The organism is Herbiconiux sp., from assembly GCF_004297105.1.
Taxonomy (GTDB): Bacteria; Actinomycetota; Actinomycetes; order Actinomycetales; family Microbacteriaceae; genus Herbiconiux.
Map to the genome: position 1 here is coordinate 994,505 of NZ_SCVE01000012.1, position 23,585 is coordinate 1,018,089.

General features: G+C 69.6%; 17 protein-coding genes. 6 read left to right on the forward strand and 11 right to left on the reverse strand.

What is annotated here, in order from left to right:
- Positions 1-208 precede the first annotated feature (208 nt).
- Positions 209-7,141, forward strand: a complete 6,933-nt coding sequence (locus EPO52_RS11080) for an ExeM/NucH family extracellular endonuclease (RefSeq protein ID WP_290806032.1) — start codon at positions 209-211, stop codon at positions 7,139-7,141.
- A 91-nt stretch (positions 7,142-7,232) separates the two neighbouring features.
- Here the strand turns inward: EPO52_RS11080 and EPO52_RS11085 are convergent, their stop codons facing one another.
- Positions 7,233-8,273, reverse strand: coding sequence for a PHP domain-containing protein (locus tag EPO52_RS11085; RefSeq protein WP_290806034.1), 1,041 nt, complete (start codon positions 8,271-8,273; stop codon positions 7,233-7,235).
- A 78-nt stretch (positions 8,274-8,351) separates the two neighbouring features.
- On the opposite strand from EPO52_RS11085, the gene EPO52_RS11090 reads away from it, so the two are divergent.
- The 3 genes from EPO52_RS11090 to EPO52_RS11100 all read left to right on the forward strand — a co-directional run bounded on the left by EPO52_RS11090 (position 8,352) and on the right by EPO52_RS11100 (position 10,743).
- Positions 8,352-8,822 (forward strand): Fur family transcriptional regulator, encoded by a 471-nt coding sequence (locus EPO52_RS11090; protein WP_290806036.1) that lies wholly within the window; start codon positions 8,352-8,354, stop codon positions 8,820-8,822.
- 7 nt (positions 8,823-8,829) lie between these two features.
- On the forward strand, positions 8,830-10,335 hold the full coding sequence (locus tag EPO52_RS11095) for a catalase (protein WP_290806038.1): 1,506 nt from the start codon (positions 8,830-8,832) through the stop codon (positions 10,333-10,335).
- A 129-nt stretch (positions 10,336-10,464) separates the two neighbouring features.
- Entirely contained in the window at positions 10,465-10,743 is a 279-nt protein-coding gene (locus tag EPO52_RS11100; RefSeq protein WP_290806040.1) for a helix-turn-helix transcriptional regulator, read from the forward strand.
- Between the two features lie 25 nt (positions 10,744-10,768).
- Here the strand turns inward: EPO52_RS11100 and EPO52_RS11105 are convergent, their stop codons facing one another.
- Positions 10,769-11,269, reverse strand: coding sequence for a DUF4188 domain-containing protein (locus EPO52_RS11105; protein WP_290806042.1), 501 nt, complete (start codon positions 11,267-11,269; stop codon positions 10,769-10,771).
- An 85-nt stretch (positions 11,270-11,354) separates the two neighbouring features.
- On the opposite strand from EPO52_RS11105, the gene EPO52_RS11110 reads away from it, so the two are divergent.
- On the forward strand, positions 11,355-11,975 hold the full coding sequence (locus EPO52_RS11110; protein WP_290806044.1) for a MerR family transcriptional regulator: 621 nt from the start codon (positions 11,355-11,357) through the stop codon (positions 11,973-11,975).
- A gap of 53 nt (positions 11,976-12,028) precedes the next feature.
- Here EPO52_RS11110 and EPO52_RS11115 read toward each other — a convergent pair whose 3' ends face one another.
- From EPO52_RS11115 to EPO52_RS11130, 4 genes are all read right to left on the reverse strand, one after another.
- The gene (locus tag EPO52_RS11115; RefSeq protein WP_290806046.1) at positions 12,029-12,919 is read right to left on the reverse strand and encodes a VOC family protein; all 891 of its coding nucleotides are present in this window, start codon (positions 12,917-12,919) and stop codon (positions 12,029-12,031) included.
- 68 nt (positions 12,920-12,987) lie between these two features.
- A complete protein-coding gene (locus tag EPO52_RS11120; protein ID WP_290806048.1) occupies positions 12,988-13,257 on the reverse strand; it encodes a DUF4190 domain-containing protein in 270 nt (89 codons plus the stop codon).
- A gap of 85 nt (positions 13,258-13,342) precedes the next feature.
- Entirely contained in the window at positions 13,343-15,565 is a 2,223-nt protein-coding gene (locus tag EPO52_RS11125; protein ID WP_290806050.1) for a S8 family serine peptidase, read from the reverse strand.
- A 135-nt stretch (positions 15,566-15,700) separates the two neighbouring features.
- Positions 15,701-17,437: an FAD-dependent oxidoreductase gene (locus EPO52_RS11130; protein WP_290806052.1), complete on the reverse strand. Its 1,737-nt coding sequence runs from the start codon at positions 17,435-17,437 to the stop codon at positions 15,701-15,703.
- A gap of 71 nt (positions 17,438-17,508) precedes the next feature.
- Between EPO52_RS11130 and EPO52_RS11135 the strand changes: the two genes are divergently transcribed.
- The gene (locus tag EPO52_RS11135; RefSeq protein ID WP_290806054.1) at positions 17,509-18,444 is read left to right on the forward strand and encodes a LysR substrate-binding domain-containing protein; all 936 of its coding nucleotides are present in this window, start codon (positions 17,509-17,511) and stop codon (positions 18,442-18,444) included.
- A gap of 100 nt (positions 18,445-18,544) precedes the next feature.
- On the opposite strand, the gene EPO52_RS11140 is transcribed toward EPO52_RS11135, so the two are convergent.
- From EPO52_RS11140 to EPO52_RS11160, 5 genes are all read right to left on the reverse strand, one after another.
- Entirely contained in the window at positions 18,545-18,967 is a 423-nt protein-coding gene (locus EPO52_RS11140) for an SIP domain-containing protein (RefSeq protein ID WP_290806056.1), read from the reverse strand.
- A 46-nt stretch (positions 18,968-19,013) separates the two neighbouring features.
- The gene (locus tag EPO52_RS11145; RefSeq protein WP_290806058.1) at positions 19,014-19,835 is read right to left on the reverse strand and encodes a hypothetical protein; all 822 of its coding nucleotides are present in this window, start codon (positions 19,833-19,835) and stop codon (positions 19,014-19,016) included.
- Between the two features lie 503 nt (positions 19,836-20,338).
- Positions 20,339-21,343, reverse strand: coding sequence for a heme ABC transporter ATP-binding protein (locus EPO52_RS11150; protein WP_290806060.1), 1,005 nt, complete (start codon positions 21,341-21,343; stop codon positions 20,339-20,341).
- Positions 21,340-22,389 (reverse strand): iron ABC transporter permease, encoded by a 1,050-nt coding sequence (locus EPO52_RS11155; protein ID WP_290806062.1) that lies wholly within the window; start codon positions 22,387-22,389, stop codon positions 21,340-21,342. The genes EPO52_RS11150 and EPO52_RS11155 overlap by 4 nt, the downstream gene beginning before the upstream one ends.
- Positions 22,389-23,537 (reverse strand): ABC transporter substrate-binding protein, encoded by a 1,149-nt coding sequence (locus EPO52_RS11160; protein WP_290806064.1) that lies wholly within the window; start codon positions 23,535-23,537, stop codon positions 22,389-22,391. Before EPO52_RS11160 ends, EPO52_RS11155 begins: the two co-directional genes overlap by 1 nt.
- Positions 23,538-23,585 lie beyond the last annotated feature (48 nt).

The following is a 23,585-nucleotide window of genomic DNA, read 5'->3' on the forward strand; positions in this document are numbered from 1 at the left end:
CCGGCCCCCGTTCGAGGGTGAATAGTTCAGAAATTCCCGCCCGGGCTCTTGCGCTCCGGAGAGTGCCTTCGTTAGCCTTATGCCCCCCGAGGGGGTGACAAAGGTTCAGTTTCACTTAATTTACCTGCGCGAAATGTTCAGTCTTTCTTTTGTTACTCGGGGCCCCTAACCTGGCGGAATCTGTGTGAGCGTCAGGTCGAGGAGATTCATGTCGAAGTCAGCCACGAGGTCCGTCAAAGCGGTTCTCGCGACGATCCTGGGAGGCGCGCTCTTCGCTGCGCCCCTCGTCGGGGTCGCAACATCCGCATCCGCGAACGTCGTCGGCGACGGCGTGGTGATCAACGAGGTGTACTCCAAGGGCGGTTCGGCCTCGGCCCCGTTCAACAAGAAGTTCGTCGAGCTCTACAACCCCGGCACCTCCGCGGTCTCGCTCGACAGCTGGTCGCTGCAGTACCGCTCGGCCTCGGGCACCGCCGCCCCGTCCGGTGTGGCTCCGCTCAGCGGAACCATCGCGGCCGGCGGCTACTTCCTGGTGGCCTTCAACGGCAACGCCGCCAACGGCGAGGCGCTGCCCACCCCCGATCTCGACGGCGGGTCGCTGCTCAACATCTCCGGCACCACCGGAACCCTCGTGCTCGCCTCGCAGCCGACCGCGATCTCGATCCCCGTCGGTGCGGTTCCCTCCGGCACCGCCGACATCGTCGACCTCGTCGGCTTCGGTGCCTCCAACACCTTCGAGGGTGCGGTCGTGCCGGTGAACGGCGCCAACGGCGTGCCGAACTCGCTGTCGCGCACGAACTTCGCCGACACCGACAACAACGCGGCCGACTTCGTGTCGGGCGATGCCGTCACGCCGCAGAACTCGGCCACCGGTACGGATCCCACCGACCCGACGGATCCGACCGACCCCACCGATCCGACCGACCCGACGGATCCCACCGACCCGACCGATCCCACCGATCCCACCGCCCCGCCGGTGCACACGATCGCCGAGCTCCAGGGAACGGGCGACGTCTCGCCGTTCTCGGTGACGAGCGGCACCGCCCCCACCGTCACCACGACCGGTGTCGTCACCGCGGTCTACCCCACGGGCGGCTTCAACGGCTACGTGATCCAGACGCCGGGCACCGGCGGTGACGCGACAGGCCGCACCGCCTCCGACGCGATCTTCGTCTACTCCGCCTCGACCGTGGCATCCGTCGCCGTGGGCGACTCGCTGAAGCTCACCGGCTACGTCTCCGAGTTCCAGGGCCTCACCGAGTTCAACGTCACCTCGGCTGCCGGCCTCGAGAAGCTCACCGAAGCCACCGATCCCATCACCCCGCTCACGCTGACCCTGCCGATGGAGCCGGCCGCACGCGAGGCCTCCGAGAGCATGCTCGTCGCTCCGCAGGGCTCCTTCACGGTGAGCAACACCTACAGCACCAACCAGTACGCCGAGCTCGGTCTCGCGTCAGGCGACGGCCCGCTCCTCACGCCCACCGAGGTGGCCCGCCCCGGCACTGCCGAGTACACCGCCGCCGTGGCCGAGAACGCCGCTCGGGGAGTGACGCTCGACGACGGCGCATCGATCAACTTCCTCGGTTCGACGGCGAACAAGAACATCGCGCTGCCGTACCTCACCGACAACCCGGCCATCACGGTCGGAGCCGAGGCCACGTTCACCTCGCCCGTCATCTTCGACTACCGCAACAACGCCTGGAAGTTCCAGCCCACGACGCAGCTCGTCGCGGGCGGCACCGCCCCGGCATCGTTCGCCACGGTGAAGGATGAGGCTCCCGAAGCGGTGGGAGGCGACATCCAGATCGCCGGCTTCAACGTGCTCAACTACTTCACCACCACCGGCGACCAGCTCTCCGGTTGCACCTTCTACACCGACCGCGCCGGCACCCCCGTCACGGTGAACACCGGATGCGACGCCCGCGGTGCCGCGAACGCCACGAGCCTCGCCCGCCAGCAGGCCAAGATCGTCTCGGCGATCAACGGCCTCGGTGCCGAGGTGGTCTCGCTCGAGGAGATCGAGAACTCGGCGAAGTTCGGTAAGGACCGCGACGCGGCCCTCTCCACCCTCACCGACGCGCTGAACGCGGCCCTCGGCTCGGACGAGTGGGCGTTCGTGCCCTCGCCCGACGCCTCGACGTTGCCCTCGCTCGCCGAGCAGGACGTCATCCGCACCGCCTTCATCTACAAGAAGGCCGCCGTGGAGCCCGTGGGCGACTCGCACGTTCTCGTCGACCCGGCCTTCGCCAACGCCCGCCAGCCGCTGGCGCAGGAGTTCCAGAAGGTCGGCGGCACCGATGCCGACCAGTTCATCGCCATCGTGAACCACTTCAAGTCGAAGGGTTCGGGCTCGGGCGCCGACGCCGACCAGAACGACGGGCAGGGTGCCTCCAACGCCTCCCGTGTCGCTCAGGCGAACGCACTGCTGGCCTTCTCCGACCAGCTGCAGGCCGACCTCGACACCACCGACGTCTTCCTCATCGGCGACTTCAACGCCTACACGCAGGAGGACCCGGCCGTGGCGATCACCGACGCCGGCTACGTCGACCAGGGCTCGAAGAGCGGCAAGTACAGCTACTCGTTCGACGGTGCCTCCGGATCGCTCGACCACATCTTCGCCTCGCCCTCGGCCGACGCGAAGGTCACCGGTACCGACATCTGGAACATCAACTCGGGTGAGACCATCGCCAAGGAGTACAGCCGCTACAACTACAACGCGACGAACTTCTACGACGAGAGCTTCTCGCGCTCCAGCGACCACGATCCCGTGGTGGTCGGCTACGACTTCGCCGCAGCCGAGCCCTCGACGGTCGACCTCAGCCTGATCGACATCAACGACTTCCATGGTCGAATCGATGCCAACACGGTGAAGTTCGCGGGCACGATCGAGCAGCTGAAGACCCAGCACGAGAACTCGCTGTTCATCTCCTCGGGCGACAACGTGAGCGCCTCGCTCTTCGCCTCCTCCGTTCAGGACGACCAGCCCACGATCGACGTGCTGAACGCACTCGACCTGAAGGCGAGCGCCGTGGGCAACCACGAGTTCGACAAGGGCTACAGCGACCTGACCGACCGCATCATCGGGTCGGCGGATGACCCCAACGCCGCGTTCGACTACCTCGGCGCGAACGTGTACCTCAAGGGCACCACCACCCCGGCGCTCGACGAGTACTCGCTGCAGCAGGTCGACGGTCTCACCGTGGCCTTCGTCGGAGCCATCACCGAGGAGACGAAGTCGCTGGTCTCGCCTGGCGGGATCACCGAGCTCGACTTCGGTGACCCGGTGGAGGCGGTGAACCGCGTGACCGCGCAGCTCACCGACGGCGATGAGACGAACGGCGAAGCCGACGTCATCATCGCGCTCTACCACGAAGGCGCCGGTGCTGGTCTCGTCGAGGGCGCGACCCTCGAGCAGGAGCTCGCGGCCGGCGGGGCCTTCGCGTCGATCGTGAACGACACCGACCCCAAGGTGGCGGCGATCTTCACCGGCCACACCCACAAGCAGTACGCCTGGGACGCCCCGGTTCCCGGTGAGGCGGGCAAGACGCGCCCCGTGCTGCAGACGGGCAACTACGGCGAGAACATCGGCAACGTCGTGCTCACGCTCGACGCGCGGACCGGTGAGGTCGAGAGCTACACCGCCGCGAACGTCAAGCGGGTCACCACCGCGGATGCCGACCTGGTTGCGGCCTACCCGGCCGTGGCCGAGGTCAAGCAGATCACGGATGCGGCAATCGCCTACGCGGCCGTGATCGGCAACCAGCCGGTCGGTTCCGTCAGCTCCGACATCACCACCGCATTCACGGGTGGCACGTACGGACCCACCGGCTACACCGGCGGGGCACGTGACGACCGGGCATCCGAATCGACGCTGGGCAACCTCGTGGCCGACTCGCTGGTGTCGTCGCTCTCGTCGGAGGACCGCGGCGGTGCTCAGATCGGTGTGGTGAACCCCGGTGGTCTGCGTGACGAACTGCGTTACGCGCCCGACGGCACCGTGACCTACGCCGAGGCGAATGCGGTGCTGCCGTTCGTGAACAACCTCTGGACCACGTCGCTCACAGGCGCCCAGTTCAAGACGGTGCTCGAGCAGCAGTGGCAGACGAACGCCGACGGATCCATTCCGTCGCGTCCGTTCCTGAAGCTCGGCCTCTCCGACAACGTGCAGTACACCTACGACGCGGCGGCGGCACAGGGCTCGCACGTCACCGGGATCTGGATCGACGGCCAGCCGATCGACCCGGCGGCCTCGTACCGCATCGGAACGTTCAGCTTCCTCACCACCGGCGGCGACAACTTCCGCGAGATGGCGAACGGATCGAACGCCCGCGACTCGGGTCTGATCGACCGCGACGCGTGGATCTCCTACATCCAGCAGAACTCGCCGCTCACGCCGTCGTTCTCGCGCGGTGCGGTGCAGGTCTCCGGCGCCCCGAGCGCACCCGTCGAGCTGGGTTCGACGCTGACCGCCACGGTGTCGGGTCTCGACCTGACGTCGCAGGGCAGCCCGCAGAACACGTCGCTCAGCGCATCCTGGACCGGGTCGGCGGCGACGTTCGACCCGATCACGGTGACCAACGGGTCTGCGGCGGTCTCGCTGACGGTACCGATCGACGCTCCGGCTGACAGCGAGCTCGTGCTCACCGCGTCGCCTTCGGGCACCGTGGTGCGCATCCCGGTCTCGATCACGGCTCCGGCCCCGGTCGAGCTGAGCCTGATCGACATCAACGACTTCCACGGTCGTATCGATGCCAACACGGTCAAGTTCGCGGGCACGATCGAGCAGCTGAAGACCCAGCACGAGAACTCGTTGTTCATCTCGTCGGGTGACAACGTGGGGGCCTCGCTCTTCGCCTCGTCGGTTCAGCAGGACCAGCCCACGATCGATGTGCTGAACGCTCTCGACCTGAAGACGAGCGCGGTGGGCAACCACGAGTTCGACCAGGGCTACAGCGACCTGACCGACCGCATCATCGGGTCGGCGGATGCCCCGAACGCCGCGTTCGACTACCTGGGCGCGAACGTCTACACGAAGGGCACCACCACCCCGGCCCTGCAGGAGTACGCACTCGAGGAGGTCGGCGGCTTGACCGTCGGCATCATCGGTGCGATCACCGAGGAGACGCCGACACTGGTCTCGCCCGGCGGCATCTCCGGTCTCGACTTCGGCGACCCCGTCGAGGCGGTGAACCGCGTGGCGGCCCAGCTGACCGACGGCGACCCGTCGAACGGTGAGGCCGATGTCATCATCGCCAGCTACCACGAAGGCGCCGGTGCGGGCCTCGTGGAGGGGGCGACCCTCGAGCAGGAGCTCGCGGCCGGTGGCGCTTTCGCCTCGATCGTGAACGACACCTCGGCCGCGGTCGACGTGATCTTCACCGGCCACACCCACAAGCAGTACGCCTGGGACGGTCCCGTCCCCGGTGAGGCGGGCACGACCCGTCCGGTGCTGCAGACGGGAAACTACGGCGAGAACATCGGCAACGTCGTCCTCACCATCGATCCGCTCACGGGTGCGGTCGAGAGCTACACGGCGCAGAACGTGAAGCGGGTCACCACGGCGGACGCCGACCTGGTGGCGGCCTACCCGGCCGTGGCCGAGGTCAAGCAGATCGTGGATGACGCCGTCGCCTACGCCGCCGTGATCGGCAACCAGCCGGTCGGATCGGTGACGAGCGACATCACCACGGCGTTCAGCGGCGGTACCTACGGGCCCACCGGGTACACCGGGGGGACGCGTGACGACCGGGCATCCGAGTCGACGCTCGGCAACCTGGTGGCCGACTCGCTCGTGTCGTCGCTCTCGTCACCCGATCGCGGCGGCGCCCAGATCGGTGTGGTGAACCCCGGTGGTCTGCGCGACGAGTTGCGCTACGCGGGCGACACGACATCGAACGCCGCCAACACCGACGGAGTGGTCACGTTCGCCGAGGCCAACGCGGTGCTGCCGTTCGTGAACAACCTCTGGACCACGTCGCTCACGGGCGCCCAGTTCAAGACCGTTCTCGAGCAGCAGTGGCAGACGAACCCCGACGGCACCATCCCGTCGCGTCCGTTCCTGAAGCTCGGCCTGTCGGACAACGTCGAGTACACCTTCGATGCCTCGCGCCCCGCGGGTGACCGCATCACGGGCATCTGGATCGACGGAGCACCGATCGTGGCGAGCGCCTCGTACCGCATCGGTTCGTTCAACTTCCTGCTCCAGGGAGGCGACAACTTCCGGGAGTTCGTGAACGGCACCGATACCCGCGACTCCGGTCTGATCGACCGGGATGCGTGGATCGCCTACCTCCAGGCCAACCAGGGTCTCTCGCCCGACTACGGCCGGCAGGCAGCATCCGTCTCGGGCGCCCCCTCGGCGGCGGTGGAGCTCGGTTCGACGGTGACGTTCGATGTCTCGGGTCTCGACCTGACGTCGCTCGGCAGCCCGCAGAACACGTCGCTCAGCGCATCCTGGACCGGATCGGCGGCGACGTTCGACCCGATCGCCGTCACGGGCGGTGCGGCATCCGTGTCGCTCACCGTGCCGGTGGATGCGGCGGCCTCGAGCGAGATCGTGCTGACGGCCTCGCCCAGCGGAACCGTGGTGCGGGTGCCGGTGACGGTGAACGCGGGCACCACGCCCGAAGAGCCGACCAAGCCGACCACCCCGCCGGTGGGTGTGCCGGAGGATCAGCTGCCCACCGACCTGTTCGGTGCCATCTCGATCGGAGTCGACACGGTGACGCCGGGTGCGACCATCACGATCTACGTGGGCACCGAGCACGCGGGCGAGTGGGTCTCGGTGTGGATCTACTCGGAGCCGCGACTGATCGCCGACTGGCAGCAGGTCTCGGCCGCCGGAACGGTGACGGCCACGATCCCGGCCGATCTGGCCCCCGGCCTGCACAAGATCGCGGTGCTGGATGCCGACGGCAACGTGCTGGGCTGGACCACGATCACGGTCGTGGCGGCTGCGGGCGACCCGGGCTATGGCACGGGCACGGGCACCGGCACGGGCTCCGGCTCGACCGGGTCCAACTCGGGCAGCCTCTCGAACACGGGTGCGGATGTCGCCCCGCTGATCGCGCTGGGCCTGCTGCTCCTCGTGGGCGGCGCCGCCGGCATCCTCGTGAGGAACCGCCGCCGCTCCCAGGCCTGATCCTCCTCGCGACTCGCCAAAATCCGGTCCATCTCGCTCGAGATAGGCCGGATTTTGGCGACTCGCGAGGAGGACGAGGGGTGCCTCGCGGTTAGGGGCGGGCCCAGGCCAGGAGCTGGTCGAGGGGCCACGTGGTGATGATGCGCTCGGGCGGGATGCCGGCCGCCTCGGCTCGGGCGGCCCCCAGGCCGAGGAAACCCAGGTGGCCCGGTGCGTGGGCGTCGCTGTCGATGCTGAAGAGGCATCCGGCGGCCAGAGCCACCGCGATGAGGGCGTCGGGCGGATCCTGGCGCTCGGGCCGCGAGTTGATCTCCACCGCCACGTCGTTCGCGGCGCACGCGGCGAACACCCTCTCGGCGTCGAAGTCGGAGGGCGGGCGGGTGCCGCGCGACCCCTTCACGAGCCGCCCGGTGCAATGGCCGAGCACGGTGGTGCGCGGATGCTCGATGCCCGCGAGCATGCGCCGGGTCATCGTCTTCTCGTCGGCGCGCAGCTGCGAGTGCACGCTCGCCACCACGATGTCGAGGCGGTCGAGCAGCCCGGGCTCCTGATCGAGGTCACCCGACTCCAGGATGTCGACCTCGATGCCCGTGAGGATCCGGATGCCGGGCTGCGCCTCGTTCAGCGCGGCAACCGTGTCGATCTGCTCGCGCAGCCGCTCGGGCGAGAGGCCGTTCGCGATGGTGAGATGCGGCGAGTGGTCGGTGATGGCGACGTACTCGCGGCCGAGCAGCTGGGCGGTGCGCGCCATGAGCTCGAGCGGAACGGTGCCGTCGGAGGCCTCGGTGTGGGTGTGCAGGTCGCCGCGGAGCTGCGCGGCCAGGCCGTCGACCGGGTCCCCGGGGCCGCTGCCGGGGTCGGCGCGGTCGCGGAGCTTCTGGAGGTAGTCGGGCACGGCGCCATCCGCCGCCTGCTGCACGACGAGGAAGGTCGAGTCGCCGATGCCCTTGGTGCGGCGCAGACGGCCGTCGCGGATGCGGGCCTCCAGCTCGTCGGCCGCGATGCCGTCGATCACGGCGGAGGCGCGGCGGAACGCCTTCACCTTGAACGAGGGGGCGAGCTCGCGCTCGAGGCGGAAGGCGATCTCGGCGAGCGCGGCGGCGGGAGCCGGCGCATCCGGTGTCTGGCTCATGCCCACCAGTGTGCACCCGACACGCGCGGGCGGCGCACTTATTATGAATGATTCATAATTACGGACTAGCGTGGGGTCATGTCCATCGACCTCGAGACGCGCATCAGAGATGCCGGCCTGCGGGTCACGGGTCAGCGGCTGGCCGTGCTCCGCGCGCTGGGCGAGGCACCGCATTCGGACGCCGACACCGTGCACCGGCTGGTGCAGCGGGAGTTCGACGGGTTCTCGCTCCAGGCCACCTACGTGGTGCTGGGCGCACTCACCGAGGCCGGGCTCATCCGGCGCATCGAACCGGCGGGCTCGCCCGCGCGGTACGAGCGGCGCATCGGTGACAACCACCATCACGTGGTCTGCACGAGGTGCGGGGCCGTGGCCGACGTCGACTGCGTGCACGGGGCGGCCCCCTGTCTCGCGCCGTCGTCGACCGGCGGCTTCGCGATCACGACCGCGGAGGTGACTTTCTGGGGACTCTGCCCGGATTGCCAGCTCGATCCGATGGACTACGACAGCACGAACGAACACCAGGAACACGACACGGAACGGAACTGACGACGACATGACCGACACCTCCTCCACGCCCTTCACCACCACCAATTCCGGCGCTCCCGTCGCGAGCGACGACCACTCGCAGAGCGTCGGTGCCGACGGCCCGGTCGTGCTGCACGACCACTACCTCGTCGAGAAGCTCGCCCAGTTCAACCGCGAGCGGGTTCCGGAGCGTGTGGTGCACGCGAAGGGCGGCGGCGCGTTCGGCACGTTCCAGACCACGGGTGACGTGAGCGCGTACACGAGGGCCTCGCTGTTCCAGCCGGGCGCATCCGTTCAGATGCTCGCCCGCTTCTCCACCGTCGCCGGCGAGCAGGGCTCGCCCGACACCTGGCGCGACCCGCGCGGCTTCGCGTTGAAGTTCTACACGGATGAGGGCAACTACGACCTGGTGGGCAACAACACCCCCGTGTTCTTCATCCGCGACGGCATCAAGTTCCCCGACTTCATCCACTCGCAGAAGCGCCTGCCGGGCACCCACCTGCGCGATCACAACATGCAGTGGGACTTCTGGACGCTCTCGCCCGAGAGCGCTCACCAGGTCACCTGGCTGATGGGCGACCGGGGGCTGCCCGCGTCGTGGCGGCACATGGACGGCTTCGGCTCGCACACCTACCAGTGGATCAATGCCGCGGGTGAGAAGTTCTGGGTGAAGTACCACTTCAAGACCAACCAGGGCATCGAGATCCTGTCTCAGGCCGCCGCCGACCAGATCGCGGGCGAGGATGCCGACTTCCACATCCGCGACCTCTCCGAGGCGATCGACCGCGGCGACTTCCCGTCGTGGACCCTGTCGGTGCAGGTCATGCCCTACGCCGATGCCGCGACGTACCGCTTCAACCCCTTCGACCTCACGAAGGTGTGGCCGCACAGCGACTACCCGCTGATCGAGGTGGGCACCATGACGCTCGACCGCAACCCGGCGAACTACTTCGCCGAGATCGAGCAGGCCACGTTCGCTCCCTCGAATTTCGTGCCCGGCATCGCGGCGTCGCCCGACAAGATGCTGCTCGCCCGCATCTTCAGCTACGCGGATGCGCACCGCTACCGCGTGGGAACCAACCACGCGCAGCTGCCGGTGAACGCACCGATCTCGTCCAACAGCTATTCGAAAGACGGAGCGATGCGCTTCGGCTTCAAGGATGCGTCGCAGCCCGTGTACGCACCGAACTCGTTCGGCGGCCCGCACGCGTCGCCGGAGCGTGCCGGCGACGACTCCGGCTGGGAGTCGGATGGCGAGCTGCTGCGCGTCGCTGCGACGCTGCATCCGGAGGACGACGACTTCGGCCAGGCGGGAACGCTCGTGCGCGAGGTGCTCGACGACGCGGCGCGTGACCGGCTGGTGGCGAACATCGCGGGACACGTCTCGAAGGTGACGATCCCCGAGCTGCGCGAGCGGGTGCTGCACTACTGGGCGCAGGTCGACGAGACGCTGTCGGCTCGGGTCGCCGCGGCCCTCGCGCCGTCGGCGCCGGGTGCCGACGTCTCGGCCGAGGAGGCCGGCATCCCGGCCTGATCGCGCCTGGCGCTCTAGAAATTACGGAAATGCGTGAGACCGCGGCCCTTTACAGGGTAGGTTTCACGCATTTCTGCAATTCCTAGAACGGCCGACCGGCACGCGCCGCCTGTTCGCTAGCGTGGAGCCATGGAACCGCTGCAGCGCGTGACGCCGCCCACCGTCGATGTGCTCGCCCTGCTGCTGGAGAGCGCAGGCCCGGCCTTCGGCCTCGACATCATGAAGCGTTCGGGCCGTCCGTCGGGAACCGTGTACCCCATTCTCGAGCGACTCGAACGCCAGGGCTGGATCACCTCCGAGTGGGAGGAGCACACCGACACGCAGCTGCGCCGTCGCCGTCTCTACACCTTCACCCCGGAGGGCGCCGCCGCTGCGCGCGCCCTGCTGGCTGCCCACCCCCGGCCTTGACCCCGCCTCCTATCGCCGCGAGGGGTCACGCGGCGGCCGAGGCCGAGGGCGTCGCCCCGGCTTCGGCCCGGGCCGCGGCGCGATCGCGCGAGCGGATGACCTCCACCGAAGACGTCGCGGCGGCCAGGCCTGTCGGCGGCATCGCCACGTACATGCTCTCGGCGCGTTCGGTCACGAAGGTCTCGTGCCAGATGCCCACGGCGCCCGGCACCTTGCGGGCCCGCTTGTTGAAGGCGGCCCAGGCGGGACGGTGCTCGGCCGTGCTGTCGGAGGCGTAGGCGTAGAGCTTGTCGAGCGAGTTCCAGTACTGCACGAGCAGCGGGCCGCCGCTGCCCATCGTCATGCGGAAGCCCATGAGTCCCGAGTCCGGGTCGGTCATGAGTTCGCGCAGCATCTTCGGCATGGCCATGAACGCGGGCCACCAGAGGTCGATCCGCCACGGCCGGTTGATGCGCATGCCGATGAGGAAGACGACGAGCTCGCCGGAATGGTCGTGGGTCATGCGGCCGGGGGTGATTCGTGCCATGGGGTGTCCTCTCGCCGGATTCCAGAATGGATAGTCCTGGTATCCAATACTGGATAGTTAGACTATCCATGTCAAGGAGTGATCGATGCGGATGTCACAACTCGCCCAGGAGGCAGGCCTGCCGACGGCCACGGTGAAGTACTACCTGCGGGAGGGGCTGCTGCACGAGGGGCGGCTCACCTCGCCGACGCAGGCGCACTACGACGAGACCCACGTGGAACGGCTGCGGCTCATCCGGGCACTCGTCGGGCCGGCCGGCCAGAGCATCGCGAGCACCCGGCGCATCCTCGCGGCCATCGCCGATCCGCCCTCGGAATTGGATCTGCTCGGCATCGCTCACGACGCCGTCACGCCCCGGTATCCCGCCGAGCTGCCCACGGACAGGGCGCGCCAGGTGGTCGAGGGGCTCGGCTGGAACTCGGCGCACTGCGCGCCGTCGACCCTCGGCGCGCTGCAGGAGGCGCTCGATGGACTGGAAGCCGGTGGCTTCGAGCTCTCCGACGAGACGCTGGAACGCTACGCGTCGGCGATGATGGTCGTCGCGGCTGACGAGATCGCTGAGATCCCCACCGATTCGGCCGAAGCGGCGGCGCGGTTTGTCATCCTCGGCACGGTGCTGGTGGAACCGCTGCTTCTGGCGCTGAGGCGGCTCGCCCAGCAGACCGCATCCGCCCAGAGGTTCTCCGGCTCACGCCAGTCCGGCTGACGTCCCGGCGCGCGCCCGCCGGTCTGAGGACGACAGGGTCTGGGCGTCGGCGGTCAGGCGCTCGCGGGCCGCAAGAGAAGCGTGTTGTCCCAGGGGTCGGCGACCGTCACGGTGCGGCCGTCGTTCGCGGTCTGCAAGCCGTGGTGCCGCAGGCGGTCGTCGACCGCGGCGATGTCGTCGGCGTGCGGGAGCACGATCTCCACCTGGCCGAGGCCGAGGGTTTGCTGCCGCCGGCCGGCGCCCTGCGAGTTCCACACGTTCATGGCCATGTGATGGTGGTACCCGCCGGCCGACACGAAGAGGGCGCTGGGCCCGAATGTCGTGGTGACCTCGAAGCCGAGCTTGTCGACGTAGAAGTCGCGGGCCTGCGGAACGTCGCCCACCGAGAGGTGCACGTGACCGATGGCGGCGCCACCGAGCGCCGGAGCGCGCGGATCGTCGACGGACTCCTGGCTGAGGTGCTCCTGGAGGAACACGTTGGGGTCGAGGAAGAGTGTCGACATCTCGATCTGGCCGTGAGCCCAGCTCCACTCGGTACGGTCGCGATCCCAGTAGAGCTCGACGCCGTTGCCTTCGGGGTCGGTGAAGTAGAAGGCCTTCGACACGAGGTGGTCGCTCGACCCGGTGAACGACTGCGGGAACCTGGTCGCCACGGAATAGACGGATGCGGCCAGCGCGGCTTCGGTGTCGAACAGGATCGCCGTGTGGAACAACCCGGCGGAGCGCGGTTCGGGGTTCTTCAGTTCGGGGGCGTGCTGCAGGATGAGCGCCGGCACGCCGCCGCGGCCGAGCACCGCGATGTCGCCCACGTGCGAGATGAGGTCGAGGGCCACGGCATCGCGGTAGTAGGCGATCATGCGGTCGAGGTCGCCGACCCGAAGGGTCACGGCGCCCATCGCGGTGTCGGGGGCGAGAAGGTCGGCAGCGTTCGTCATAGTGCCCATTAAAACACTTGTAGGCACAACTAAATTCCCGAACTCGGCGTGCGGCGTGCGCGCATCCGCTCTCCGGCTCAGTACGACATCGCTGCGCCCGCCGCGGCCGCGATGATGCCGATGATGGCGAACACGACGCCCAGAACGAGCGAGATCGCCCCGACGATGATGCCGGCCAGTGCGGGCACGTTCTTGTAGCCGGCCTTCTTCGACTGCGACAGCGCGACGGCGCTGACGATCAGCCCGACGACGCTGAAGAGCACCGCGAGCACGAGGCCCACGATGCCGAGCATCTTGCCCGGGTAGTCGGTGCCGGCGGGGGCGGTGGCGAGAGTGGAATTCGACACGGTGATCTCCTCATGGTTCGGGGACCGTCCCCGACTCAATTGAGGAATACTCTCACATGACTCGCCCGATATCGACAAATCGTCATCATCGGGCAGAGCGCCGCCGCCGAACCACGAGGGCGACCGCCCCCGCCCCCAGCGAGAACCCGGCGAGCAGAAGCCCGGAGAGCGCATCACTGAGCGGAACGCCCGTGGCGGCGAGCGTGGTGCTGCCATCACCCGTGAACGCGGGCGCCGGAGCCGCGGGCAGCGCCGCGAGCGTCGCCTCGGCGTTCAGGAGCCCGGCGCCGTAGACGTTCTCGTCGCTCAGGTTGGGATAGGGATTCTCCATCGGCCCGGCCGTCGACGTCATCGCCCGCTTCACCTCGGCGGCACTCGACTGCGGCGAGTACTGGATCGCGAGAGCCGCGACGGCGGCCGCGTTGGGTGAGGCGGCCGAGGTGCCGTAGAAGTAGTAGTTGCCGTCGGGGGCCACGGGCGGCTCGAAGAACGAGGTCTGGGCGCCGTCGAGCGAGGTGATGTCCGGCTTGCTGCGGGTGAGCGGCGCTGCGAGACGGGCGGAGGGCGCGCCATCCGCTCGCACCGGCTCGAACAGGTGGGAGACCGGGCCGACGGACGAGAATGCCTCGTTGTAGACCAGGTCGCGCCAGTCGGAGGCGCCGACCGAGAGCACGTCGGCGTCGGCGGTGTGGCCGAAGATCGTCGGGCCCACGGTCACCGTGTCGGTGTTCTGGTAGTACTGGATGTCGCGAACGGTGCCGGCCTGGTCGTTCGGGAAGATGTACTTGAAGGCGGGGAGCACCGGGTCGTACCCGTCGAGCTGCCGCACCACCACCACCTCGTACACGCCGAGGCTCGTCGGCGGTTCAGACCCTGTCGTCGTGCTCGGGAGTATGCCCGAATAGCTCGAGATCGGCAGACTCGTGTCGGCGCGGCTGCCGGTGAACAGCACGTCCTGCGTCTCGTGGTCGATCAGCGCGACGATCAGGTTGCCGTGCACGCCGTTCACCGGCTCCGCCCAGTTCAAGACCGAGGCGAACGACGGATGGCTCCCCTCGGTGTTCATCGCGATCATGTTGTTGGTGGGGTCCGGATCGACCGTGGTGCCGAAGTTGTGGCAGTCGATCTGCGAGCTGCCCACGGCCGCGGCGATACCGGCCGGGCAGTCGGTGGGGGAGTACACGCTGCTCGCCCATCCGCCGATCGCGGTGGCGTATTCGGGTTGGTTGAGGCCGAACTCGTTGAAGTTGTCGGCCGCCGAGACGTAGAGCACGCCGTGCGCGACCGCGTAGTCGATGGCCAGGCTGATCTCGCCGTCCTGGAACATGGGCTCGGCGTACCAGAGGTTGATGTCGTCGACGATCACGTCGGCACCGGCGTCGACGAGTGCCTTCACGGATGCCGAGAAGGTGCTCGTGCTGGCGGTACCGGTGGCGAACATCAGTCGGGCGCCCGGTGCGACGCCGTGCACCATCTGCGCCATGCCGCGGCCCTCGTCGGTGCCGACGGGCTGCGCGGCGCCCACGATCTCGACGGGCTGCGTGTGGCCGCAGGGGTTGCCCGGCCCGGGGAGCACGCCGAGGGAGACATCGGTGGCCCAGGTGGTGAGGGCGTCGGCGTTGGTGTCGAACGAGTCCGACATGATGCCGACGGTCACTCCGGTGCCGTCGACGCCGAAGCGTTCGCGCGCCGCTGCCGAGTTGAGGCCGGCGTCGACGTCGACCGGCACGCTCCGGCAGCCTGCCGCGGCAGGTGCAGCGGATGCGACGGCAGCGGTGGCAGCGGATGTCGCAGACGCCGTGGTCGCGAGGCTCGTCGAGCCCGTCGATGCGGCGAGATCCGCGGCGACGCCGACCACGCCGTCGACGGCGGCGAGGGCGGGGAGCGCTTCGGAGGCCACGGCGACCGTCACCTTCGGAAGGAACGGTGAGACGGCCCGCACCTCGCCGAGTGCGGCGACGGCCGCGAGCCGGGCATCATCGACACCGCCCTGGAAGGTGGCGGTGACCACGACCCGATCCTGCGCATCCGTCTGCAGACTGCCCGGGCCCTCGGGTGCGACCGACAGCTCGGCGGCGGTCTCCGGTGAGGTGGGATCGGCGCCCGACGCGACGAGCTCCTCGAGCAGTGGCGCCAGCACCTGTTCCGTCGGTACCTGTTCCGTCGGCACCGGCTCCGGCGCCGGCGCGGGCTCCGGCGCCGTGGCGAGTGGGACGGCAGGCGTCGCGCTCGCGGCGCTCACGCCCCCGAGCAGCATCACCCCCGAGATCACGATGACTGTGCTCGCTGCGATGATCCGTGAACGCACGGTGAAACCCCCTGATGACCGCCCACCGCGGATCACCCCGACCCCGGCGCCCCGAGATTATCCGTCTCGCCGGCCCCCGCGCATCTCATCGCGGGGAACCCCGTCGATCCCGGGCGGCGCGCGATGCGGTGCCCGCTACTCCAGCAGTTTGCCCGCCACCGCGACCTCCTCGCGCATGAGCGCCGCGATCTCCGACGGGATGTCCGGGATCGACTCGCGCACCACGCCCGCCGACGGTGACCACACGAGGTTCACCTGCAGCGCCGGGTCGAGCGCCGGGTAATCGGAGCGGTTGTGGCATCCGCGGGTCTCGCGACGCTCGAGCGCCGCCTCGAGGGTGGCGCGCGCCGCGAGGGCGGCCGACTTGAGGTCGAAGGCGTGAGCGAGATCCTGGTAGCCCGCGATGTCGGGGTGCACGCCCACCGACGGGATGCGGGCCTCGATCGCGTCGAGCTCGGCCAGTCCGGCGCGCAGCCCGGCCTCGTCGCGCACCACGCCCGCGTGCTCGGTCATGGTGTTGCGGATGGCGCGCTGCAGCGCGCGCACGTTCTCGGGGCCGTCGGCGGCGAGCAGTGCGTCGATCTCGTCGCGCGCCACCGCGACCGCCGCCGCCGAGCGCTGCTGAGCCGGCAGCGCGGACGAGTACGCCGCGGCCGCCTGGCCCAGGATCCGCCCGAAGACGAGCAACTCGATCAGCGAATTGCCGCCGAGGCGGTTCGCTCCGTGCAGCCCCGAGGAGGCCTCGCCGATGGCGTAGAGGCCGGGGACATCCGTGCCGTGGTCCTCCGGCCGCACCCACACGCCGCCCATCGAGTAGTGCGCCGTGGGTGCGATCTCGATCGGCTCCTTCGTGACGTCGAGCATCTGCAGCTCGAGCATCGTCTGGTACACCCTCGGCAGCTTCGTCATGATGGTCTCGCGCGGAAGATGGGAGACGTCGAGCCACACTCCGCCGTTCGGGGTGCCGCGCCCTTCCTTGATCTCCGTGTAGCAGGCGAGGGCCACGCGGTCACGGGTGGAGAGCTCGAGGCGTTCGGGATCGTACTTGTGCATGAAGCGCTCGCCGAGGCCGTTGCGCAGGATGCCGCCCTCTCCGCGTGCCGCTTCCGAGATGAGGGTGCCCGCCGCGTTCTCGGGCTCGATGATGCCCGACGGATGGAACTGCACGAGCTCGGGGTCGCGCAGCCGCCCGCCCGCCTCGACGGCGAGGCGGAACGAGTCGCCCGTGTTCTCGTCGCGACGGCTCGAGGTGCGACGCCAGATGCGGTTGTGGCCCCCGGCGGCGAGGATGACCGCGTCCGCGTGGATGAGGTACTTGGTGCCGTTCTCGAGGTCGAAGCCGTAGGCCCCGAACACCGCGCCGTCGTCGTTCACCAGGATGCGCGTGATGTACACGGTGTCGAGCACCGGGATGTCGAGCTGCGCGGCCCGGTTGATGAGGGTGCGCTGGATCTCGAGACCCGTGTAGTCGCCCGCGAACGCCGTGCGGCGGTAGGTGTGGGCGCCGAAGAAGCGCTGAGAGATGCGGCCGTCGTCCTCGCGGGCGAACGGCATGCCGTAGCGTTCGAGGTCGTCGATGCCCTGCGCGGCTCCGGAGGTCACGATCTCGACCGTGTGCGGATTCGCCAGCAGGTACGACTCCTTCAGGGTGTCGGCGGCGTGCTGCTGCCAGCTGTCGTCGGGGTCCATGGTGGCGAGGGCCGCATTGATGCCGCCGGCCGCGAGGGAGGTGTGCGCATCCGACTTGGGGCGCTTGCCGACGGCGAGCACGTCGACGCCCTGCTCGGAGAGTTCGATGGCGGCGCGGAGGCCGGAACCGCCTGTGCCGATGACGAGCACGGTGGTGGAGATCTGGCGTTCTGAAGGGCTCATGCGCTCCACGCTAAGCAGTCGATCGGGATTACTCCAATGCATATAAGGCGTCATGGCGATGCGGTTACGCTATGACAATGAACCTCGAACAGCTGCGCGCGTTCACCGAGGTGGCGCGGGTGGGCAACTTCACCCGGGCGGCCGAGAACCTGCATCTCGCGCAGCCCTCGCTGAGCCGGCAGATCGCGGCCCTGGAGCTCGATCTGGGCGCCGAGCTCTTCGTGCGGGCTCGTGGCGGAAGCACGCTGACGGTGGCGGGGGAGTCGCTGCTGCCCCTGGCGAGACGGATGCTTGCCGACGCCGACTCGGTGCGCCGCGAACTCGCCGAACTCGCCGGGCTGCAGCGCGGAGTGGTGCGGCTCGGCGCGACGCCGACGCTCTGCATCAGCCTGGTGGCCGAGGTGTTCAGTGCGTTCCATGCCGACCATCCGGGCATCGAGCTGCACCTCTCCGAGCACGGGTCGCGGCGACTGCTCGACGAGCTGGCGGGAGGGGAGCTCGACCTGGCGTTGATCACGACCTCCGCGCCCTCATCCGCGGAGCCGTTCACCGTGGCACCCCTGCTGGTGGAGGAGCTGGTGGTGATCTCGTCGGCCGCTGCGCCGCCACTGGCCACGCGCCGACGAGGCACGATCGGGCTCGCCGAGGTGGCCGCGTTGCCGCAGATCGTGTTCAGCTCGAGCTACGACCTGCGCGGTACGACCGACGATGCCTTCGCCGTGGCGGGGCTCACGCCCGAGGTGGTGCTCGAGGGCGCGGAGATGGATGCCGTGCTGCGGTTCGTGGAGCGCGGCCTCGGTGTGGCCATCGTGCCGGCGATGGTGCTGATCGACCGGCCCGGTCTGCGCTCGGTGCGTCTCGCGGCGCCGGCGCTGACGCGCACGATCAGCCTGGCGCGGCCGACCGGCGTGGTGCCTACCGCCGCGGTCGGCGTGATGCAGCGCACGATCGCCGGCACGGCCCGCGCGTTCGCGGCGCGCGCCGGCGCCACGATGCGCCTCGCCTGACCCCCGCCCCGCCCCCACCCCACCCTCCCCTCCTCGCGACTCGCCAGAATCCGGTCCAAATCGCCTCGGATGGACCGGATTCTGGCGAGTCGCGAGGAGGTCAGTCGTCGATGGCGTCGAGCGCCTCGTTCGAGATGCGGGAGGCCAGCTCGCGGTACATCGCGCCGACGCGTGGGCTGGCGTTGCAGCCCACCCACAGGGTGATGCGCTCGCCGCCATCGGTCAGCGCCTCGGGCATCCATTCGGCGACCCATGCGCACACCGCCGAGCAGATGAGCTCGCCGCGCGGTGCGATCTCGAGCAGGCCGTGCGGCACGAGATCGCGCCGCAGCCAGGTGAGCGAGACCCCGGCTGGCCGCTCGAGCGGCCGGATCTGGATGGGCGACACGATCTCGATGTAGACCTGCCCGTAGGCGTCGTCCGGCAGCTCGCGCAGGATGCGCGTGATCGCTCCCAGGTCGCTGGTGTCACCCGAGAGGAGCGCGTGTGCGAGGTTGCCGGGGGCGAACTCGAAACTCTGCATGCTTCCTAATTTAGGTAAGGCTTACCTAATAGGCAACCCACTGGTGTTATTCCTTCGATGCAGGGCTCGCAGCGTGCCGGCGCCGGCGCACGGACACCACGACGACAGTGGCGATCACGGCCGCGACCACGACTCCGATCGCGACTCCGACCAGGGCGGGAGCGGGGTCGCTCGACCCTGTGGCCGCGGCGACGTCGTCGAGTGGAACGGCAGTTCCCGTCGATTCCCCGGCGCCGACCGCGGGCCCCGGTGCGGCGGTCCCCGTGGCGGGTTCGGGGGTGGGCGTGGGAGCGATCGAGCCGAACGCCACCGGGGTGAACGTCTCGTTGGTCGGGTTGGCGACGCCATGCGCGCCGATCGTGATCACACCGCACTGCGTGGCCAGGCAGTCCACCTGCACGGGGTTGTTCTCGCGGTCGAACGTCTCGAACACCGGTCCCTGCACCACGACAGTCGCCGACCAGCTGCCGTCGGCGGCGATCACGCCCGAAGAGGCGGATGCCTCGGTCGCGCCCCCGGGGAACGCCACGAACTGCTGGTACCCCGCCGGGCTCGTCTCGTCGTCCATCGCGTAGCGGTAGCTCGTGCCGGTGGCCCCGCCGAGACTCGGCTGCCAGGATCCGGCGGGATCCACCCAGCCGAAGAGCACGTAGATCCCGCCGAACCCGCCCTGCACCGACTGGAAGCCCGAGCCGGTGACGGTCAGGGTCGACGGGGCATCCGGGCTCAGCAGGGGGAGGCCCGCCGCATCCGTCGCCGTGCTGCCCTCGACCGCGATCGCCACCCGGGCCTCGGCACTCGCCGGCGTGGCGGCCCCGAACAGCCCCGCGCCGAGGGCGAGCACTGCCGCGGCGAGGGCACTGCCCACCCGCCTCATCCCGCCGGCACGCCCCGCTCCGGGCCGGCCGTTCCCTCGGGTTGCCACATGTTGTGGCAAGTAGGCGCGGGAGGCAACGTCTTGCGGCAAGTCGATGCGGGAGGCGCCGCCAGGGGTCACGTGGGCTTGGTCGCGTTCCGGGGTTGCCACATGTTGTGGCAAGTGGGCACGGTGGGCAACGTCTACTGTCACCTCGAGTGGGTGGGTGGCTTCGGGTGGGGCGCCCCTTCGGGTTGCCACATGTTGTGGCACGAGGGCGCGGGAGGCAACGTTTTGCGGCAACTCGATGCGGGAGGCGCCGCCCGGGGGTACGTGGGCTTGGTCGCGTGCTCGACTTGCCACAAGATGTGGCAAGTCGATCCCGGAGGCAACGTTTTGCGGCAAGGGGGGAGGGGAGGCAACGTTGTGCGGCGAGGGGGCAGGGGAGCCGACGGGTTCTGTCGCCTCGAGGCGGGAGGCGCCGGTCGCGGCGAGTGCGGGTCGGGGCGTCGTGGTCATGGGTTCTCCTCGGAGGACGGGCCGCGCGCCGAGCGCACGGGCAGGATGAGCAGGGTTCCGTTGACCGGATGCGTCAGCACCTCGAGCGGGTGCCGATACACCGCGCTCAACAGCTCGGCGTCGAACACCTCGGTGGGCGTGCCGTCGGCCACCACCCGGCCGTTCTCGAGCAGGCACACCCGGTCGGCGAAGGCGGCCGCGAGACCGAGATCGTGCAGCACGACAACGACGGTGTCGCCCAGATCGGCCTGCGCGCGCGCGATGCGCAGCACATCCTCCTGGTGCCCGATGTCGAGCGCCGCCGTGGGCTCGTCGAGCAGCAGGATGCGCGTGCGCTGAGCGAGCACGCGCGCGAGCGCGGCCCGGGCCCGCTCCCCGCCGGAGAGCGAGGGCACGTGCCGCTCGGTCAGAGAGTGCAGATCGGTGAGGTCGAGGGCTTCAGCGACCGCGGCCTCGTCGTCGGCCTCGAACGGCGTGCCGATCCACGGCGCCCGGCCCATCTCCACCACCTGGGTCACCGTGAACGGGAACGCGACGCTCGTCTGCTGCAGCAGCACCGACCGCTCCCGCGCGAGTTGCTTGATCGACCACGAGGCGAGCGGATGGCCTGCAACGCGCACGGTGCCGCTGTCGACGGCCTGATCGCCCGCGATCACGGTGAGGAGGGTCGACTTGCCGGCGCCGTTCGGCCCCACCAGGGCGAGCAGCATGCCGGGGTGCGCCTGAAGACTGACATCGTGGAGGATGCCGGTGCCGTCGATGGTCACCGAGACGCCGTCGACGTCGATGCTGCCGGCACCCTGGGAGCCCGGGCCGCCGCGGGGTCCCTTGCCCGAGGTGATGTCCGCCGTGCCGCCAAACCGGGGCCCGTGCGCAGCGCGCGAAGGAGCGCCGTGCGCGTCACCCGCCAGGTCACCCGCTGCGGCACCCGACGCGCGACGCGGCGTCCCCGCATCCGGAGCACCCGCGCCGCGGCGCCCGAAGAGTCCCGCCCGCCTCACGCCCAGCCTCCCGATCGCGCCCGCGTGCGCCGCAGCAGCCAGAAGAAGAAGGGCCCGCCCACGAGCGAGGTGAGCATGCCGATCGGCAGGTCGGCGAAGGGAACCGCCGTGCGCGCCACCAGATCGGCGGTGAGCAGCAGCAGCGCGCCGCCGAGGGTCGAGGCGATCAGCAGGGGCAGATGCGCGGGGCCGATGATCATGCGCATGAGGTGCGGGATGACGAGTCCGACGAACGCGATGATGCCCGTGAAGGCCACCGCCGCCCCCACGAGCAGGGCGACGAGCACGATGGTGCCGATCCGCAACGCCTCGACGTTGAGGCCGAGATGGCGGGCCGATCGCTCACCCAGGGAGAGCAGGTCGAGACGCCGGGCGAGGAGGATCGAGACGAGCACGCCCACGATCACCACGGGCAGCACCACCGCCACGTCCGCCCACATCGCGCCGTTCAGGCTGCCGAGCTGCCAGAACACGATCTCCTCGCGGGCCTGGGTGTCGCCGATGAACATGAGAAGCGCGAGCCCCGCCGAGGTCACCGCGTTCACCGCGATACCGGTGAGCACGAGCGTCACCACCTCGGTCTTGCCGTTCGCGCGTGACATCGCGTAGACGAGCGCCGTGGCGGCGAGGCCGGTGACGAAGGCGGCGACGGCGATGGTCCAGCTGCCGAAGAAGGTCCAGCCGAACACGATGGTGGCCGCGCCGCCGAGGGCGGCGCCCGACGAGACGCCCACGACGCCCGGCTCGGCGAGCGGGTTGCCGAAGATCGCCTGCATGAGCATCCCGGCCGCGGCCAGTGCCGCACCCACGAGCACGGCGAGCGCGATGCGCGGAAAGCGGATGAGCCAGAGCGCCGCCTCGGCATTGGCATCGGAGGGGGCAGGGCCGATGTCGAGCCCCATCGCATGCAGGATCGAACCCAGAACCTCCGCGGGTGGAACGGCCAGCTGCCCCGACGCCGCCGAGATCACCGCCACCACCACGAGTGCGAGGGAGAGGCCGGCGAACAGGATGCTGCGCCGCACGCCGAGGGCCAGGCCGGCCATCAGCGGGTTCCGTAGAGCGCCACCGCGAGGGCGTCGAGCACGGCGGGCGTGCGCGGCCCGAAGCTCAGGATCTGGTCGTCGGCCATGTCGACGATGCGCCGGTTCTGGCCGGCGGGAGTCGTGGCGATGGCCGGTACCCGTTCCAGCAGGCCGTCGACGCCGCCCACCGATTCGAGCCCCTTGGTCATCACGAGCACCACGTCGGGGGCGGCCTCGACGAGAGCCTCCGCCGTCATGGGCCGCATGCCCACGATGCCGCTCTCACCCGCCACGTCGATGCCGCCGAGACTCGTGATGAGGGCATCGGCCCCCGATTCGCTGCCGAAGATGTAGTACACGCCCGCGTTGCCGCGCACGTAGAGGAACAGGATGCGCAGCTTGTCGGCGTGGCCGGCGGGTGCGATCGCGGCGATCGCCGCCTGCGTGGTCTCGATCTGCTGCGTGAGCTGCGCCACCAGGGCTTCGCCGTCGGCGCTCACCCCGAGCGCGTCGGCCACCGCCTGGGTGAGCGTGCCGACGGAGTCGAGGCTGCGGTCGGGCGAGACCACCACCACGGGGATGCCGGCCTGGCGCATCTGCAGCACCACATCCCAGGGGCCGATCGACGTGTCGGTGATGATCACCGTTGGCGCGAGGGCGAGGATCGCCTCGGCACTCAGCTGGTGTCCGCTGTGGGTCACCTCCGGCAGATCGGCCGCCTCGGCGAACCCCGTCGAGGTGTCGCGGCCCACCACATTGTCACCGAGGCCGAGCGAGAACACGGTCGCGGCGAGGGTTCCGGCCATGTCGAGGGCCAGGATGCGGCTGACGTCGCTGACGGTGACCTCGGTGCCCTGGTTGTCGGTGACCGTCACGGGGAGCACGGGCTGCGGATCGGTGTCGATGATCGAGTCGGCGATCGAATCGGACGAGAGGCAGGCGGTCGAGGGTCCGCTGATGCTGCGCGGATCGGCGACCGGGGCGACGTCGGCGAGCGCGGGCGCCGACGTCGCCCCGGTCGGTGCGCAGCCGGTCGCGCTCGTCGCGGTCGCACCGGCGGAGCCGCCGGCGGCGTTCGTACCGCTCGCTCCGGCCGAGCATCCGGACACCGCCAGAACAGCGAGCGCCACGAGCACGCCGACGGCGCGAAGGGATCGGGTGGATGCCACAGAGACTCTCGTTTCAAACTTAATTAGGTAAGGCTGTGCTTATTAAGG

What these genes read in the sequence shown, in the direction of transcription:
- EPO52_RS11095 (WP_290806038.1), top strand. Translation starts at nt 8,830, where the DNA reads ATGACCGACACCTCCTCCACGCCCTTCACCACCACCAATTCCGGCGCT.
- EPO52_RS11115 (WP_290806046.1), bottom strand. Translation starts at nt 12,919, where the DNA reads ATGGGCACTATGACGAACGCTGCCGACCTTCTCGCCCCCGACACCGCG.
- EPO52_RS11130 (WP_290806052.1), bottom strand. Translation starts at nt 17,437, where the DNA reads ATGAGCCCTTCAGAACGCCAGATCTCCACCACCGTGCTCGTCATCGGC.
- EPO52_RS11140 (WP_290806056.1), bottom strand. Translation starts at nt 18,967, where the DNA reads ATGCAGAGTTTCGAGTTCGCCCCCGGCAACCTCGCACACGCGCTCCTC.
- EPO52_RS11135 (WP_290806054.1), top strand. Translation starts at nt 17,509, where the DNA reads ATGACAATGAACCTCGAACAGCTGCGCGCGTTCACCGAGGTGGCGCGG.
- EPO52_RS11155 (WP_290806062.1), bottom strand. Translation starts at nt 22,389, where the DNA reads ATGGCCGGCCTGGCCCTCGGCGTGCGGCGCAGCATCCTGTTCGCCGGC.
- EPO52_RS11085 (WP_290806034.1), bottom strand. Translation starts at nt 8,273, where the DNA reads ATGAGCCAGACACCGGATGCGCCGGCTCCCGCCGCCGCGCTCGCCGAG.
- EPO52_RS11080 (WP_290806032.1), top strand. Translation starts at nt 209, where the DNA reads ATGTCGAAGTCAGCCACGAGGTCCGTCAAAGCGGTTCTCGCGACGATC.
- EPO52_RS11105 (WP_290806042.1), bottom strand. Translation starts at nt 11,269, where the DNA reads ATGGCACGAATCACCCCCGGCCGCATGACCCACGACCATTCCGGCGAG.
- EPO52_RS11090 (WP_290806036.1), top strand. Translation starts at nt 8,352, where the DNA reads ATGTCCATCGACCTCGAGACGCGCATCAGAGATGCCGGCCTGCGGGTC.
- EPO52_RS11110 (WP_290806044.1), top strand. Translation starts at nt 11,355, where the DNA reads ATGCGGATGTCACAACTCGCCCAGGAGGCAGGCCTGCCGACGGCCACG.
- EPO52_RS11100 (WP_290806040.1), top strand. Translation starts at nt 10,465, where the DNA reads ATGGAACCGCTGCAGCGCGTGACGCCGCCCACCGTCGATGTGCTCGCC.